The organism is Lactiplantibacillus plajomi (genome assembly GCF_005405405.1).
GTDB lineage: Bacteria > Bacillota > Bacilli > Lactobacillales > Lactobacillaceae > Lactiplantibacillus > Lactiplantibacillus plajomi.
Genome location: NZ_BJDZ01000002.1, coordinates 88,172 through 103,561, shown reverse-complemented (window position 1 = coordinate 103,561; position 15,390 = coordinate 88,172). Strand labels below are relative to the sequence as shown.

At 51.3% G+C, this 15,390-nt stretch carries 15 protein-coding genes; 12 read left to right on the top strand and 3 right to left on the bottom strand.

Features of this window, described 5'->3' with window-relative positions; all coding sequences use genetic code 11:
• Window positions 1–8 precede the first annotated feature (8 nt).
• From FFM82_RS01210 to FFM82_RS01155, 12 genes are all read left to right on the top strand, one after another.
• Window positions 9–305: a glycine cleavage system H family protein gene (locus FFM82_RS01210; RefSeq protein WP_137644044.1), complete on the top strand. Its 297-nt coding sequence runs from the start codon at window positions 9–11 to the stop codon at window positions 303–305.
• 378 nt (window positions 306–683) lie between these two features.
• The gene (locus FFM82_RS01205; RefSeq protein ID WP_137644043.1) at window positions 684–1,715 is read left to right on the top strand and encodes a methionine ABC transporter ATP-binding protein; all 1,032 of its coding nucleotides are present in this window, start codon (window positions 684–686) and stop codon (window positions 1,713–1,715) included.
• Window positions 1,708–2,397, top strand: coding sequence for a methionine ABC transporter permease (locus tag FFM82_RS01200; RefSeq protein ID WP_137644042.1), 690 nt, complete (start codon window positions 1,708–1,710; stop codon window positions 2,395–2,397). Before FFM82_RS01205 ends, FFM82_RS01200 begins: the two co-directional genes overlap by 8 nt.
• A 45-nt stretch (window positions 2,398–2,442) precedes the next feature.
• Window positions 2,443–3,264 carry a MetQ/NlpA family ABC transporter substrate-binding protein gene (locus FFM82_RS01195; protein ID WP_137644041.1) on the top strand — a complete coding sequence of 274 codons (822 nt, stop codon included), beginning with the start codon at window positions 2,443–2,445 and terminating at the stop codon, window positions 3,262–3,264.
• 71 nt (window positions 3,265–3,335) lie between these two features.
• Window positions 3,336–4,391, top strand: a complete 1,056-nt coding sequence (locus FFM82_RS01190; RefSeq protein ID WP_137644040.1) for a hypothetical protein — start codon at window positions 3,336–3,338, stop codon at window positions 4,389–4,391.
• A 102-nt stretch (window positions 4,392–4,493) separates the two neighbouring features.
• Entirely contained in the window at window positions 4,494–5,423 is a 930-nt protein-coding gene (locus FFM82_RS01185) for an L-lactate dehydrogenase (protein WP_137644039.1), read from the top strand.
• 131 nt (window positions 5,424–5,554) lie between these two features.
• Entirely contained in the window at window positions 5,555–6,529 is a 975-nt protein-coding gene (locus FFM82_RS01180) for a DUF2785 domain-containing protein (RefSeq protein WP_137644038.1), read from the top strand.
• Window positions 6,530–6,560: 31 nt separating this feature from the next.
• The gene (locus tag FFM82_RS01175; RefSeq protein WP_137644037.1) at window positions 6,561–7,589 is read left to right on the top strand and encodes a zinc-binding alcohol dehydrogenase family protein; all 1,029 of its coding nucleotides are present in this window, start codon (window positions 6,561–6,563) and stop codon (window positions 7,587–7,589) included.
• 102 nt (window positions 7,590–7,691) lie between these two features.
• Window positions 7,692–8,804, top strand: a complete 1,113-nt coding sequence (locus tag FFM82_RS01170) for a D-alanine--D-alanine ligase family protein (RefSeq protein WP_137644036.1) — start codon at window positions 7,692–7,694, stop codon at window positions 8,802–8,804.
• 118 nt (window positions 8,805–8,922) lie between these two features.
• The gene (locus FFM82_RS01165; protein WP_225425573.1) at window positions 8,923–10,371 is read left to right on the top strand and encodes a glycerophosphodiester phosphodiesterase; all 1,449 of its coding nucleotides are present in this window, start codon (window positions 8,923–8,925) and stop codon (window positions 10,369–10,371) included.
• 450 nt (window positions 10,372–10,821) lie between these two features.
• A complete protein-coding gene (locus tag FFM82_RS01160; RefSeq protein ID WP_137644035.1) occupies window positions 10,822–11,718 on the top strand; it encodes a helix-turn-helix transcriptional regulator in 897 nt (298 codons plus the stop codon).
• A 128-nt stretch (window positions 11,719–11,846) separates the two neighbouring features.
• A complete protein-coding gene (locus FFM82_RS01155; protein ID WP_137644034.1) occupies window positions 11,847–12,845 on the top strand; it encodes a serine hydrolase in 999 nt (332 codons plus the stop codon).
• A 61-nt stretch (window positions 12,846–12,906) separates the two neighbouring features.
• Here FFM82_RS01155 and FFM82_RS01150 read toward each other — a convergent pair whose 3' ends face one another.
• The 3 genes from FFM82_RS01150 to FFM82_RS01140 form a co-directional block, all read right to left on the bottom strand.
• Complete coding sequence (locus FFM82_RS01150; RefSeq protein ID WP_137644033.1) at window positions 12,907–13,389, bottom strand: universal stress protein; 483 nt, start codon at window positions 13,387–13,389, stop codon at window positions 12,907–12,909.
• A 69-nt stretch (window positions 13,390–13,458) separates the two neighbouring features.
• On the bottom strand, window positions 13,459–13,740 hold the full coding sequence (locus FFM82_RS01145) for a hypothetical protein (protein WP_137644032.1): 282 nt from the start codon (window positions 13,738–13,740) through the stop codon (window positions 13,459–13,461).
• 323 nt (window positions 13,741–14,063) lie between these two features.
• Window positions 14,064–15,344 carry a replication-associated recombination protein A gene (locus tag FFM82_RS01140; protein ID WP_137644031.1) on the bottom strand — a complete coding sequence of 427 codons (1,281 nt, stop codon included), beginning with the start codon at window positions 15,342–15,344 and terminating at the stop codon, window positions 14,064–14,066.
• Between the last annotated feature and the right edge of the window lie 46 nt (window positions 15,345–15,390).

Sequence of the window (15,390 nt, the reverse complement as noted above, 5' to 3'; positions counted from 1 at the left end):
TGTTTACTATGAATGAAGATGTAACTTATTTTTGGACGAAAGACGTTGATGGTCGGACGCGAATTGGTCTGACCAAGGCTGCCCACGAAGCACTGGGTGAAATCAAGTACGCCGAGTTACCAGCAGTCGGCGATAAGGTTAGTCAAAAGGATCCGTTTCTTAGCGTAGAAGCGACCAAGGCCGTTTCTGAATTTAATGCGCCAATCAGCGGGACCGTTTATGCGGTTAACCCGGCTTTAGCAAAGGGCTACGACGCCTTAAATTCATCAGCGGACGGCGTTGCTTGGTTGATTGATGTGGAATAATCGCTAGTGCTTGACAAGCCGATTGGCGGTCGGGTATACTCAGTACCGTAATTAAGATTAGTAATTGATTAAAAAATTTATCATTTTGATAAGATGAGTACGTGGCAACGGGTGCGCAGAGAGTTTCTGGTTGGTGAAAGGAAACGACCCGTGAAGCGGAAGATGGTCTTGGAACAATGGAACGTGGTGAGCCTTCGGGCAAGCTACGTTTGGGTCGCACCCATTAACGTGCGGAGTTTTTTTGAAACTCTTGAGACAATTGGCGTGAGCTGGTTGTGAAAATGGGTGGTACCACGAGGCAAGCTTCTCGTCCTGTTGATAATTAGGTGTAATTATCCGCAAGACGGGAAGTTTTTTATTGTGTAAGGAGGAAGCGCATTGATTGAATTTAAAGATGTGACTAAAACGTTTCAAGCTAAGCAAGGGCCGGTTCACGCGGTTCAAGACGTTAACTTGAAAATTGAAGATGGTCATATTTACGGTATCGTCGGTTATTCCGGTGCCGGTAAGAGTACCCTGGTTCGGATGCTGAACGGGCTAGAAACGCCCACCAGCGGTTCGGTCAATATTGACGGGGTGGAGATTTCCGCGTTAAGCGGGGCACCGTTACGTGAACAACGGCATAAAATTGGGATGATCTTCCAACATTTTAACTTGTTATGGTCACGAACCGTGTTACAAAACATCATGTTTCCACTCGAAATTGCCGGTCAGAGTAAGGCCGAGGCCGAAAAGAAGGCCCACCACTTAGCCGAACTCGTCGGCTTATCCGGACGGGAAACAGCCTATCCATCCGAACTATCCGGCGGCCAAAAGCAACGGGTCGGGATTGCCCGGGCGTTAGCAAACGACCCGCAGATCCTGTTATCGGACGAAGCTACCAGTGCGTTGGACCCGCAAACGACCGATGAAGTTTTGGACCTGTTGCTGTCAATTAACCAGAAACTGCACCTGACGATCGTGTTAATCACCCACGAAATGCACGTGATTCGTAAAATTGCCGACCACGTGGCGGTGATGGAAAGCGGAAAGATCGTTGAACAGGGACCGGTATTGGACGTCTTCAAGCGCCCCCAGCAAGCCGTTACTAAGCGCTTCGTGAACGAAGAAGTTACGCCGTCGTTGAACGAAACGACCGTTGTTGTCGATCAGTTGCTGGAAAAGTACCCGAACGGCACGATTGTCCGTTTGACTTTCCACGGCGACCAGGCGCAACTCCCAATCGTTTCCGAGATGTTGAAGCAGTTCCCACTGGATTTAAACATTATCGAAGGTGGGATTCACCAGACGCAGGAAGGTGCCATCGGTTCGTTGTACGTTCAACTGACCGGCGACCGCGCCAAGATTGACGGCGCCTTGGGGTATTTAGAAAAAATGCGCGTGGAAACGGAGGTTTTGACTCGTGAATGATCAAGGGTTAGGTTCGTATTTTCAATTTTCAAACGTTGACTGGGCGAACATGTTATCAGCAACTTGGGAAACGATTTGGCTAACGATTGCTTCAATGATCGTTGTGGCGATTTTAGGGATTGCGCTGGGGTTACTGCTCTTCGAAACGACTAACAGCGAAAATCCGTTGGTTAAAGCGTTGAATTGGATCGTGGCGTTGTTCGTCAACGTTTTCCGGTCAATTCCATTTATTATTTTGATTGTGCTATTATTACCGATCACGCAAAAGTTGGTCGGGACGATTATCGGACCGCGCGCGGCGCTGCCATCGTTAATTATTTCGGCCGCCCCGTTTTACGCGCGGATGGTCGAACTGGCTTTCCACGAACTCGACCACGGTGTTATTGAAGCGGCGGAGTCCATGGGGGCCAACCGCTGGCAAATTATTCGGAAGGTCTTATTACCGGAAAGCATGCCGGCGTTAGTTTCGGGGATTACCGTCACGACAATTAGTTTGATTGGCTACACCGCGATGGCCGGGGCCATCGGTGCCGGTGGGCTGGGGAACTTAGCTTACCAGGACGGGTTCCAATCCAACAACAATGCCATTACGTTAATTGCCACCGTCATCATCGTGATCATCGTCTTTATTTTCCAATTGATTGGTGATCTGGCGGTCCGGCATATCGATAAACGTAGCTAGTATTTATCAAAGGGACGTCACGTTATTTAGGAGGAAATGATAACCATGAAGAAAAAAGGGTTAATTGGGTTACTTGCAATCGCCGCCAGCGCGTTGTTACTGGTTGGCTGTGGGAAATCATCAAGCAATGCGACGACGATTACGGTCGGCGCGTCGTCCGTGCCGCACGCGGAAATTTTGAAGCACGTGCAACCACAATTGAAAAAGGAAGGCGTCGACTTGAAAATTAAAGTCTTTCAAGACTACGTCCTCCCTAACAAGGCGTTGAAGAATAAGGAACTGGACGCTAACTACTTCCAACACACGCCGTTCTTGAAGAACTGGAATAAGCAAAATGACGGGACGTTGGTCTCAGCTGGCTCCGTTCACTTGGAACCCATTGGCGTATTCTCGAAAAAGGTTAAGAGCTTGAAAGACTTAAAGGACGGCGCTACCGTCTTGGTAAGTAGTAACGTGGCCGACTACGGCCGGGTACTGACGCTGTTCAAGGATGCCGGCCTGATTACGATCAAGAAGGGCACCGACCTGACCTCAGCGACCTTTAACGATATTAAGACCAACAAACGCCACTTGAAGTTCAAGCACTCTTACGAAGCTAAGTTAATGCCGCAATTTTATAAGAACAACGAGGGTGACGCGGTCGTAATTAACGCGAACTACGCGGTTCAGGCGAAGTTGAACCCGAATAAGGATGCGATTGCCTTAGAAAAATCTGACTCGCCGTACGCCAACATTGTGGCGGTTCGCAAGGGCGACCAGAAGAAACCAGCCATTAAGAAGTTAATGAAGGCCTTAACGTCGAAGTCCACGCAACAATGGATCAAGAATAAGTACAAGGGTGCCATCATGCCGGTTTCTGATAACTAACAACGGGCCGGTTAAAAGCGTTCGCCGCGTGAGTGGCGGGCGCTTTTGCTTTGGAAAGTAGGGAAAATTCGGTGGATTTGATATTAATTTTACTGGGCTTACTGTTATTGGTCAGCGTCCGACCGGGGTGGCAACCAGCGCGGGGGGCGACCCTAGATCATCAGACGACTAAGACCATTAACGGCTGGTTTATTTTGCTGGTGTTATTCAGCCACTTCGTCACTTACTTACCCGCCAACGGTACGATGATGCGCTGGACCGCGGTTTGGATGGCGACAAAGGGCGAGCTGATCGTCACGACCTTCCTGGCCTTTTCGGGCTACGGCATTATGGTGCAGTTGCAAAAGCGGGGGAGCGGCTATGTCAACCACCTACCGGTACAGCGGGTGCTATTTGTTTGGCTGAAGTTTGCGGTAGCGGTGACGTTATTCTTAATCGTTGGGTTATGGCTTGGTCACACTTACCCGTTGTCACGAATTGCCGCCGCGTACTTGGGTCTGGCGACCGTTGGCAACAGTGGCTGGTACGTTTTTACCATATTGTTGATGTACTTGCTAACTTACGCGGCGGTCAAAATCAGTGGCAGGCGTATTCGGCTGGCAATCGGTCTGGTGACGCTCGCCACGCTGGTATACAGCGTGCTTGCAACCCGCTATTTACCAAGCTACTACGCGGTCGTCAGTTTGAGTTATCCGGCCGGACTCTGGTACGGTTACCGACATTCGGTGATTGAAGGCTGGCTTGCACGGCGCTGGTCGCGTTACTGGGTGAGTTTGGTCGGGACCGGGCTAATATTTGTGATCAGCTACTACGGCTGTTCGCGCATGACCGGCTGGTTACACCTCGCCACTTACCAACTGGCCGCGTTAGCGTTTGTCAGCGGGTGGGTGTTACTGGCGATGAAACTCCGGTTCGTGAATCCGCTCTTAGCCTACTTAGGTGGCCCTGCGCTATTTTCGATTTACATCCTGCAACGGTTGCCGATGATGGTTGGCCAGCGCTGGGGCTTAGCCGAGCACCCGCTGGGGTACTTGGGCTTCGTCGTTGGGGCAACGCTCCTGTTGGCGGCAATCTTTGATTGGGTTGTCGACGAGCGCTTACGCCGCTGGTTGAAAAAGGTCGGCTAACAATTTGATTAAAAACGCATGAGACCGCGCCCCGCTTGACTTTCCGCCCTTAACAGGGTACGCTAGCGGGGTCAAATAAACTACAGAATGGGGTCTGCAAAGATGCGTAAATACGGTGTTATTGGATTAGGTCAGGTCGGTGCCACGGTGGCTTACACGTTGGTTCAACGGGGAACCGTTGATGAACTGGTCTTGATTGATCAAAACGAAGCGTTAGCGACTGCCCAAAAATTAGATTTGGACGACGCGTCCGCGCGTTTAAGTTCAACGACGAAAATCATTTTAAACGACTACGCCGCACTGGCCGATGCCGAGGTGCTGATTATTGCGACCGGCAACATCAAGGCCATCGATATGGCGAGTAGTAAGGGGCGCTTTGGTGAATACGATTCTAACCAAGCCATTGTGCGCGACATTGCACCGAAGATCGTGGCCTCGGGTTTCAAGGGCATCCTCATCGATATTATGAACCCGTGCGATGTCATGACCGACTACTTACAACGGATGACCGGTTTTCCACGTGAACGCGTCTTTGGGACCGGGACCTTCCTCGATACGGCCCGGATGCAAAAGTACGTAGGGCAGGCGTTGAAAACTAACGGTAAAAACGTCGCCGGCTACGTTTACGGCGAACACGGAAATTCCCAGTTCGTTGCCTGGTCGACGGTCAGTGTTAACGGACAGCCAATTAGCGCTTATCCTGATTTGGACTTGAACCAGTTGGAAGAAGATGCCCGTCAAGGGGCCTTTGCCGTGATGGCTGGGAAACACTATACCAACTTCGCAATTGCGACTTGCGGGGTCCGCTTAGCCGAAGCTGTGAGCGCGGACGCTCAGTTAGCCTGCCCAGTTTCGGCGTTTGACCCTGAATTTGGAACCTACGTCGGGATGCCGGCCGTTGTGGGTAAAAACGGGATTGAGTCCTTGATCCACCTGGAATTAACGGAAAAAGAACGGGCGGCGCTCCAGCGTTCAGCTAATTTCATTAAGTCAAAAGTGGACGAATTACCGCAACCAGAACCGATTGATTAGGCCGAGTGCCTGACGAACTGATCGCCGACTTCGGTGGTCAGTTTTTTATTTCAGAAAAAAGGCGTCGGCCGTGGGCAGCGATGCGCGCGGCATGCTAAAATAGAAGTTAAATTCGAGATGAAGAGGTTACTATGCAAGCAAATCAATTGGCGCAGGTTAAAGCTGCGGTGTTTAAAATTAGGCAGGATCTTCGCGCCGGCAAAGTTTATCAATCACTGACCCGGCAGTTGGCGGCCGTAATCGAACAAGTTCCGGCGGCACCCAGTACGCCGGTCAACGTACCGGAGGACGACGACGTACTCGACTTAGTGCAGGAGTTACGTAACGGCTTAGCGGACGGGTCGCTAACGGCCATCAGTGAACAGCAACTGACCCACTTATTGAGCCACTTAGGATCACTGAATCCGGAAATTCGCGACCGTGGCTGTTACTATTTACTGAACGAAGCCTTGCAACAACAATTGCTGACGATCGATCAACTCGGTCAGATTTTTGACCAGTTAGTCCGTGACGACGTACTGTTTGCCCACATCAATGAGCCGGAAAACGACGCCGTTTTTCTGCGTTCGTTTGCCGTGCTGTTACTGTCCGTGTTACTGTACGCCGACCACGCGGGGATGACCTTTATGACCAGTGCCCGTCGTCAAGTATTAGTCACTCAATTTACGGTCTACTTATTGTTGGAACGGGATACCCGCGGTTTCGTTGGTGATCACGGGTGGGCGCACTCTTACACCCACATCGGTAATCTGTTGGACGAACTAGTCGCGGAACGGCAGTTGGCCCGTGCGGATAAGCTCCTGTTACTGGCAGCGTTGATTAGCCAGTACCAACGGCTGGATACGCCGCTGATTTTTGGCGAGCCGGAGCGGTTATCAACCTACCTGGCGGCAATCACCAATAAGGACGAACTGTATAGTGACTACTTGTTATTAGCATTTAAGGATTGGCACCGTACGATGGTGATGCAGTCGGTCCCAACGACCGAAGCGGCCTGGACCAAGGTCTTTAACCGCAACCGCTTGTTAGAAGCAATGGCGTTGCACGACGACTTTCCAACCATGGTGGTCGACTACTTAGACGATGAGTTGGAATTTTTAGGTTAGTATTTTTTAACGTTGAAGGGAAGTAATTGGAATGCAAGCAAAGGCAATCGGGGTTTATCAGGGGTTGGCCATTGACCAGGCAGAGAGTTTACGGGACGTCACGATCGACGTGGCGCAACCGACTGGTCGGGACTTGTTAGTTGAGGTACTCGCGACTTCGGTCAACCCGATTGATACCAAGCAACGGCAGGGACAGGCTAAGACCGCTACGCCGCGAATCCTCGGCTTTGACGCGGTTGCAAAGGTGCTAGCCGTTGGTGAAACCGTGACGACGATCATGCCGGACGACATTATTTACTACGCCGGGGCGGTTGACCGGCCGGGAAGTAATGCCCAGTACCAGCTGGTCGATGAACGGTTAGTCGCCTTAGCGCCAAAAAACTGGTCGATGACCGACGCAGCCGGCCTCCCGTTGACCGCGTTAACGGCCTGGGAAGCGTTGTTTGAAAAGCTACCGTTGACCCCGGCCGCTGGGGCCAATGTGGGCCAGTCAGTGTTGATTATCAACGGGGCCGGTGGTGTTGGTTCGATTGCCATTCAACTGGCAAAGTGGGCCGGCTTAACGGTCGTCACGACTGCCGGCCAGGCCAAGACCAAGGCCTGGGTGCGCGACTTGGGCGCGGACGTCGTGCTGGATTATCATGATGACCTTGGTGAGCAGCTGGCGGCCAACGGTTTAACGGCGGTCGATCACGCCATTTTGTTCCATTCGACCGACATTTACTTACCGTTGGTGACGCCGTTAGTCCGGCCATTAGGGACGATTGTGGCGGTTGTAACCAACCAGCAACCGTTGCCGATGGCGTTACTCAAACCGAAGAGCTTGAACTTCGCTTGGGAATTCATGTTTACCAAGGCCAACTACCAGTTGCCAACGATGGCTACCCAGGGGACGATTCTTGCGCGGGTCGCGGCGTTAGCGGATGCCGGCGTATTAGTCGCCACGACGAAGCGGGTCTTGACCGGGCTTAACGCGGCCAACTTGCGGGAAGCCCACCGAATCGTTGAAAGTGGGCAAATGTTAGGTAAGTTGGTCGTGACTGGCCCGTTTGATGCTTAACTTTGTGATAATTGGTTGCAAAAATGTTTCCAATTGTGGACAGATATTGTAAAATTAATTAAGCCGTAGTATGAAATAAATCTTGATAGGATGAACAAAATCATGGAGACACAAAAAAAGATCCACGTTGGCCTGTTGTTTGGTGGGAATTCTTCGGAACACGACGTTTCGAAGCGCTCCGCCCATAACATTTACGACGCCATGGACAAATCTAAGTACGATATCGACCTGTTTCTTTTAACAAAGGACGGCATCGTGCTCAGTGATGCGGCCACCCGGCGCGTATTCGATGGTGAACCAGAAGACGACGTTGTTGCTGAAGAAATGCCGAAGATGGACATGAGTGATCCGTTAGCACCCATCAAGAACTTGGCACTTGCTAAGGATATTGATATTTTTTACCCCGTTGTTCACGGGAACCTCGGGGAAGACGGAACGTTGCAGGGGCTCTTTAAGTTATTAAAGAAACCGTACGTTGGTAGTGGCGTACTGGCCTCGGCAGCTAGCTTTGACAAGGACATTACCAAACAAATTTTGACCCATCACCACATTCAAAATACGGCCTACGTCGTGGTCACGCCAGAAAATCGTGACCAGATGACCTACGCCTATTTGCGGGAAAAGGTCGGCGAGCACCTCTTTATCAAGCCGGCTAACCAAGGGTCGTCGGTGGGGATTCATAAGGCTGAAAATGAACAGGAATACTTGGACGGCTTAGCGGACGCCTTTAAGTATGACTTCAAGATTTTGGTCGAACAATCGATCGACAATCCGCGTGAAGTGGAATGCTCGATTCTCGGTAATGAAGACCCACAGGCGTCGAAGCTCGGCGCAATCGACGTACCGAAGACCGACACGTTCTACGACTACAACAATAAGTTTGTGGACGCGAGCGGGGTGACCTTCGAGTTGCCAGTTGATTTACCAGCCGACTTAACGAAACGGATTCAAGAGATGTCACTCGGGGCGTTCAAAGCATTAGGCTTAAAAGGCATGGCCCGCGTCGACTTCCTCGTTTCCGAAGACGGTGAACCGTATTTGGGTGAAATCAACACCTTACCGGGCTTCACGAACATTAGCCTTTACCCGAAACTTTGGGAAGTTTCCGGGATTGGTTACAGTGAGCTGATTGACCGGTTGATCAAGCTCGGGTTTGAAGAATTTGCCCGGCAATCCAAGATTCACTACGATTTTGTGGCCTTGGACGCCGAATAATTAAAATTAAGTGGGTGGCTGTGATGGTGGTATTCATCGCAGCCATTTTTTATTAGGGGGTGGTTTCATTAGTGGAGACAGACAAAAGCGTTGGACGCGAGCCTGGTGCTGCGGCTTGTTGTTAGCATTGGTAGTTAAAGTCGCCGGCTTAACGGTTGCCGGTCCGCTAAGTTTATTGGGGCTGCTCCTGCTAAGTGGCTGGTTACCGTGGTTAGCGGAAGTTAGTGGTGCGCGGTACTGGCGCTGGCGTCAACGCGGCCTGATCTGGGCGCTCGTCAATCTGACCGCCTTGATTTGGTTACCGCTGGGGTGGTGTGGTTATTTGGCCACCTTGCAAGTTAGTTTGCGGCTACCGGCGGCGTTTCAAAACGCCCTCTTTATGAGTCGCTACCAGTGGCTCCCGGTCGTTAGCGTGCTGTGGCTGGGGCTATGGGGCTACTCGTTGAAGTGGTTACCAGCCCTATGGCAGCAATTGCACCGACCAACCAGCTGGCGCGGGTACTGGCGTCAGGGATGGCAGACGGCGTGGTGGCCGGTTGTTCGCCGATTTATCCGTTACAGCTGGGTCGTAGTAGCGGCGGTTATCCTTGCGAGTGGTTGGTTGGCGGTCACCTGGCTAGTTGAAAGCTGGTGGCCAGCAGCTGGCTTCGGCATGTTGATCATTGCCATGACGGGTCTCCAAGTGGCGACCTGGTGTGCGTTGAGTTGGTGCTGGCACCGTGGTTGGCCTCAGCTGCCACGAACGAGTATTTGGGGGCGGGTCGTGTTACTAATTGCGGCGATTAGCTTTGCCGGCTGGTGGGGACGACCCGGACCGGGACACGTTGCGGCCGTGATTGCGCACCGTGGCGTTAATGGTAACGACGGGGTTCAAAATACGACCAGTGCCCTGAAACAAACGGTGCGGACGACCGCACCGGCGATGGTGGAGATGGATATTCAACCGACCGCCGATAATCACTGGGTCGTGATGCACGACCCGAATTTGCAAGCGTTGGCGGGGCGTTCCGGTGCGGTCGCCGATTACCGCTTGAACCAGTTGAGTGGGTTGTCACTGCGGGAAAACGGGCGACGCGGGCAGCTCAGCCCGTTTAGTGATTACGCAACGGTTGCTAAACGGCTACGCCAACCGTTATTGATTGAAATTAAAGCGGTGGCCAACGCCGAGCAGCTGACCGGGGCCTTCATTGCCCGTTACGGTCACCAAATTCGTCAGCGTGGTAGTGCCGTTCATTCACTGGACTACCGGATCATCATGGCGGCTAAGCGTCGGGACGCCCGCGTGCGGGTCGGCTTTGTCACCCCGTTTTACCTAACGGATTTCAGTCACAGTGTTGCTGACTTCTATTCTTTACAAGGGTTAACGGCCAGCCGTGAGCAGGTCAACGCGGCCCACCGTGCGGGCAAACCGGTTTATTTTTGGACGGTCGACCGGCTAGTGGACCAGCAACGCTTAACGGTGCTGGGGGCCGATGGTCTGATCACCAACCGCTCGGGACAGGTCCCGGCGATCAGCTCACATTACTATTTTTATCAATTACTGAACTGGTGTCTAGCTTGGTTATAATAAGCTGAGGTAATTGTTAGAAGCCTGATTAATTATTAAGGGTTTAACAACTAGTTCCATTACGAATACGAAGTGGCGGGCTTGAAACTAACCGGCTGATTTTCACGCCGATTGGTTGCTTTTCATTAACCGATAACGTGCAAACTAACCTTAAATAAAGTTGGTTAACAAACGGCTTGATATGATAATTAATAAATGACCGCGGTTATACGGCATGCTATAACTTAATATTAAATAAGAATTACAGTTATGTCTTGCGTCAATTGTATTATCTGAATATAATTATATGTGTAATTGGTATGGCCCAATTAGATGGTGTTCAACCATTTAAACGTTCTCTTCAAGGATTGATTAGGTGCTTAGCGACGGTTCGCGTGCGAGTGGGGTCGTGCGAACCGGTGAGTTGAATTAAGAGTTAGTGTTTAAGGCAATAGATAAAGAGGGGTTATCATGAGAATATTAGGCGAAAAAGTACGGCAGTTTCGGAAGCGCAAAGGCATGTCGCAAAAGGAACTTGCGGAAGGTATTTGTACCCAAGCTACCATCAGTTTGATTGAGAAGAAGAGCAAGATTCCAAGTATGAAAATCATGATGAAAATATGTAACCGGCTCGGTATTCGGTTATCAGAAGTTATCATTGAAAATGATGACCAGTTATACCGGACGTTTAAAAAAATTGATTCTTTGATTCGCCATACGGAACTTGAGCAGGCCCAGGAAGTCTTCGACAAAATTCGGCCTAAGCAATTACGCAGTAACAACGATAAAAAGCAGTATTACTACTACGAAGGCTACTTGCAGTTGGTCTTAAATGACAACGCTGACGAGGCAATCTTTAACTTCGGCATGTTGTTGAACCAGTTCGTGAAGTCCAGTCATGACATGTTTGCCATTCTGGCCACGTTGGGTACCGGCTTAGCTTATGAACGCAAGCAGTCTTACGATAAAGCAGAAATCTTTGTCAAGCAGGCGGTCGCCACGCTCCATTCAATGGACGCGCAGGCGGTGCCAATGGGCGACGACGATTACTTACAAAACGAAATTTTGATTTACGCTTCGGCGGCGCAACTATACGCTAAGATCAATTTCCCTGAGGAGGCACTCGAGTTAATTGACTTAGCGTTGAAGAAGGCCCAAGATAGTCAGTCGTTATACTTGTTAGACCGGTTATACGCGCAAAAGGCGGCTAACGAAGTCGTTTTAAATAACGTTCAGTCGGCCCACGACCATTACTACGTGGCGTACGCGTTGAGTCTGGTGACCCATAACGAAGCGTTGACGCAAAAAATTATTAAAGAGATGGCCGCTTACCACATTGCACCGTTAAAGGTTGCCAATGAGGCCTAATTAAGTTGACTGGTTAGCATGAATTGATCTGGTGACGGTGAAAACCGTGGCCAGATTTTTTTATGGCTATTGAGCCGCTCCGAAACAACGCCTATACTAAGACTATTAGTTGAGGGGACGTGAGCAGCATGAAAAAGCAGCGTTATTGGTTGATTGGATTGGGGGTCGTCTTGGTGGCGGCCGTCAGTGGTTGGGGGTGGCGGCATCGACAGGCGCCATCCCCAGTTAGCAATCGGCAGGCTGTGAGCCGTCATTCGGGTAAGCGGACGGTACATCAACGCCGACAATCAGCTGTGACCACGCAGTCAGCAAGCCGTAAAGCGGCAACCACATTGCCATTTTCTAAAGCTGCCGTTCAAAAGACCGTGACTACGACTATGGGCGGGCTGAGCGGTAAAACCGCGGTTGCGGTCATGCCGCTCAGTGGCCAGCCGGCGGTCATCTGGCATAATCAGCCCCAGCGCGCGGCCAGTGTGATCAAACTGTACATTTTGGCAACCGTTTATCAACGGGTCGCGGCGGGCAAGCTGGATTTGGACCAACACTACGTCCTCAAAACCAGTGACCAGGTCGGTGGTTCCGGCACCTTGCAAAGCTTACCAGCCGGCACCCGGCTAACTTACCGTGACGTGACGCAGCGAATGATTACGGTCAGTGACAATGCGGCGTCCAACATTATGATTCACGCGGTCGGCGGCTTGGACGCCGTCAACGCCGAGATTAAGGCGCTGGGGTTACGACAAACGAAGCTAAACCGCTATTTGATGGATACGGCAGCCTTAAAAGCCGGTCACGATAACGTCACCTCGGTCAGCGACGTTGCCAGCCTGTTACGCCGGCTAGCCAATCACCAGCTGGTTTCGGCGCGGGCGAGTCGCGCGATGCTAGCAATTTTAAAACAAACGGCCAACCACACGAAGTTACCGCACGCGTTACCGGCCGCGGCCACCGTTTATAATAAAACCGGTGAATTTGACACGTACGGTGTTCAAAACGACGCGGCCATCATTCAAAATCAGCGCGGGACCATTATCGTGGTGGTGCTAGCCGAGGCCGGTCAACGGGAGGCCCAAATTAATGCCATGAGCGACTTGGGGCGGGCCCTTTATGAGCAAATTTTAAGCTAAAAAAATCAGCTGAACGACGAACGCTTCGTCACTCAGCTGATTTTTAGTTAGTTTTAAACGATTATTTCTTCTTAGGTTTTGGTGCCGGTTTGTTTTCCAAGTCGGTCCGCACAACGAGCACGTCACAAACCGCCATCCGGGTCACGTATTCCGTCACCGAACCAATCAACAGCCGTTCAACGGCGTTCAAACCGGTGGCCCCAATCATGATTAAGTCGATGTTCAGGTCTTTAGGCACGTCACGCGCAATGATCGTCTTGGGTGCCCCGTATTCAATGGAATAGTCGACGTTATCCAAGCCGGCTTCGTGGGCTTCGGCAACGTATTTATCCAAAGTCTTCTGGGCGGTATCGGTCACCTGTTCAACCATCGTGGTGTCAAAACTGGAAATGTTCTGAAAAGCACGGGTATCCACAACGTGGACCATGTGGACGGATGCTAACGGGCCGTTCCGCTTTGCAACGGCAACGGCTTTCTTGAACGCTAACTCTGCTTCGTAAGAACCGTCAACGGGAACTAAAATGTGTAGGTATTGTTGTAACATGATTCTCACCCCTCAATACTTTATACCTTTATTGTAAAGGTTTTCGAAACAAATAAAAAGCGTTTTCTTTCAGATTTGCATAAAACTCAAGAGAACCAGGCCGATTGCCATCATCACTAAACAGCCGGCTGCTAGTACGATGGCAATCCAAACGGTACTCTGGGTAAAGATGGTGACGGCGCTACCGATTGCTACCAGCAACATGCAACTGCCACCGACGCGGGCGGTCGTCTTGACGGCCGGATTACGGGTCGGGTCGAAAATTAGGAAACGGCGTGCTTGGTGGGTCAATAAGTAGTAGCTGACCCAGGCCGCGATTAGGGTGTAGACGATCAATAATAACTGAATCAAGAAAATTCCTCCTAGTCCGCAGAGCGGATAAAAAAACGGCCAGGACGCATCCTGACCGACGGAAGTTACCTTCCGGAAAAACTAGTAGTGCCGTTAACCGCCCTTCAGTATTGACCCGCTTCAACGCAGGTGGGATGAGCTGACTAGTCCTCTAACTACCAAAGGAAAAGGCTTGTTATGATAACTAGCTAACACTCGTCCCAAAGTGATATTACTTGTTCGGCAACACTTTTTTTAGGGCAATGCGTACACCTTAGTAATTTCGACTTATAGTCTAGCATATTAAAATAAAAGTTGCAATTATTGCCGTTAGTGACCGTTTGTTAGCGGTTACCGGCATTGGCCTTTAATAATTTCTCGTATTGTTCGGCCAGCGCTTTTTCGTAGCGACCGTTCGTTTTCGGTTGGTAATAGGTCGCGTGCTTGATTGGATCGGGCAAGTACTGCTGGGCGACCCAGTCGCCAGGGTGGTCGTGGGGGAAGTCGTAACCGACCCCGTGGCCTAATTTAGCCGCTCCCTGGTAGTGGGCATCCTTTAAGTTGGCCGGGATATCGCCGAAGTGGCCCTGCCGGACGGTGGCTAGGGCGGCGTCCACTGCGCTGATGCCCGAGTTGGACTTAGGGGACAACGCTAATTCGATGACGGCGTCGGCCAACGGAATCCGGGCTTCCGGAAAGCCGAGTTGGTCAGCAGCCTGAACCGCCGCCACCGTGTGGGCGCAAGCGGCCGGGTTAGCTAAGCCAACGTCTTCGTAGGCAATCACCATTAAGCGCCGCATGATGCTTTTGAGGTCGCCGGCTTCAACTAGCCGAGCTAAGTAGTGTAAGGCGGCGTTAGCGTCGGAACCGCGAATCGACTTTTGAAAGGCCGAGATGACGTCGTAGTGGGCGTCACCGTCCTTGTCGGCGGATAACGCCTTTTTTTGTAAGCACTCCTCAATAACGGGCTGGGTGATGTGAACCTTCCCCGCCGCGTCCGGCGTTGACGAGAGTACCGCTAGCTCTAAACCGTTCAGGGCACTGCGCAGGTCGCCTCCGGTTGCGGTGCAGAGGTGGTGCAGGGCGCCATCGTCTAATTGGACCGCGTACTGACCCAAGCCGTTAGTTGAGTCTTTCAGTGCACGTTTGACGGCCCGTTCGATATCGGCAGCGGTCAGTGGGAACACTTGGAAAATCTGGGTCCGGCTACGGATGGCCGGATTAATGCTAATGTACGGATTTTCGGTGGTGGCCCCGATTAAAATGATGCGGCCACTTTCTAAGTGGGGCAGTAAAAAATCTTGTTTGGTTTTATCCAACCGGTGAATTTCGTCTAAGAGTAGGATAACGGTCCCGCTCATCTTGGCTTCTTCGGCGACGATCTGCAACTGCTTTTTACTATCAGTCGCGGCGTTTAACATCCGGAAGGCGTACTTGGTCGAACCGGCAATGGCACTCGCAATGCTGGTTTTACCAGTGCCGGGTGGGCCGTATAAGATCATCGATGACAGGCGCTTGGCCTTGACCATCCGGGCAATGATTTTACCGGGACCGACAAGTTGTTGTTGGCCGACCACGTCTTCAATCGTCTTCGGGCGCATCCGGTAAGCTAATGGTTGTTGCATCCTGAGTATCTCCCCCTTGCAAAATTGGTCTAAACTATTATAGCAT

Excerpts from the sequence above, each read along its gene's own strand:
- FFM82_RS01210 (WP_137644044.1), top strand. The coding sequence starts at position 9 with ATGAATGAAGATGTAACTTATTTTTGGACGAAAGACGTTGATGGTCGG.
- FFM82_RS01195 (WP_137644041.1), top strand. The coding sequence starts at position 2,443 with ATGAAGAAAAAAGGGTTAATTGGGTTACTTGCAATCGCCGCCAGCGCG.
- FFM82_RS01185 (WP_137644039.1), top strand. The coding sequence starts at position 4,494 with ATGCGTAAATACGGTGTTATTGGATTAGGTCAGGTCGGTGCCACGGTG.
- FFM82_RS01180 (WP_137644038.1), top strand. The coding sequence starts at position 5,555 with ATGCAAGCAAATCAATTGGCGCAGGTTAAAGCTGCGGTGTTTAAAATT.
- FFM82_RS01175 (WP_137644037.1), top strand. The coding sequence starts at position 6,561 with ATGCAAGCAAAGGCAATCGGGGTTTATCAGGGGTTGGCCATTGACCAG.
- FFM82_RS01170 (WP_137644036.1), top strand. The coding sequence starts at position 7,692 with ATGGAGACACAAAAAAAGATCCACGTTGGCCTGTTGTTTGGTGGGAAT.
- FFM82_RS01160 (WP_137644035.1), top strand. The coding sequence starts at position 10,822 with ATGAGAATATTAGGCGAAAAAGTACGGCAGTTTCGGAAGCGCAAAGGC.
- FFM82_RS01155 (WP_137644034.1), top strand. The coding sequence starts at position 11,847 with ATGAAAAAGCAGCGTTATTGGTTGATTGGATTGGGGGTCGTCTTGGTG.
- FFM82_RS01150 (WP_137644033.1), bottom strand. The coding sequence starts at position 13,389 with ATGTTACAACAATACCTACACATTTTAGTTCCCGTTGACGGTTCTTAC.
- FFM82_RS01140 (WP_137644031.1), bottom strand. The coding sequence starts at position 15,344 with ATGCAACAACCATTAGCTTACCGGATGCGCCCGAAGACGATTGAAGAC.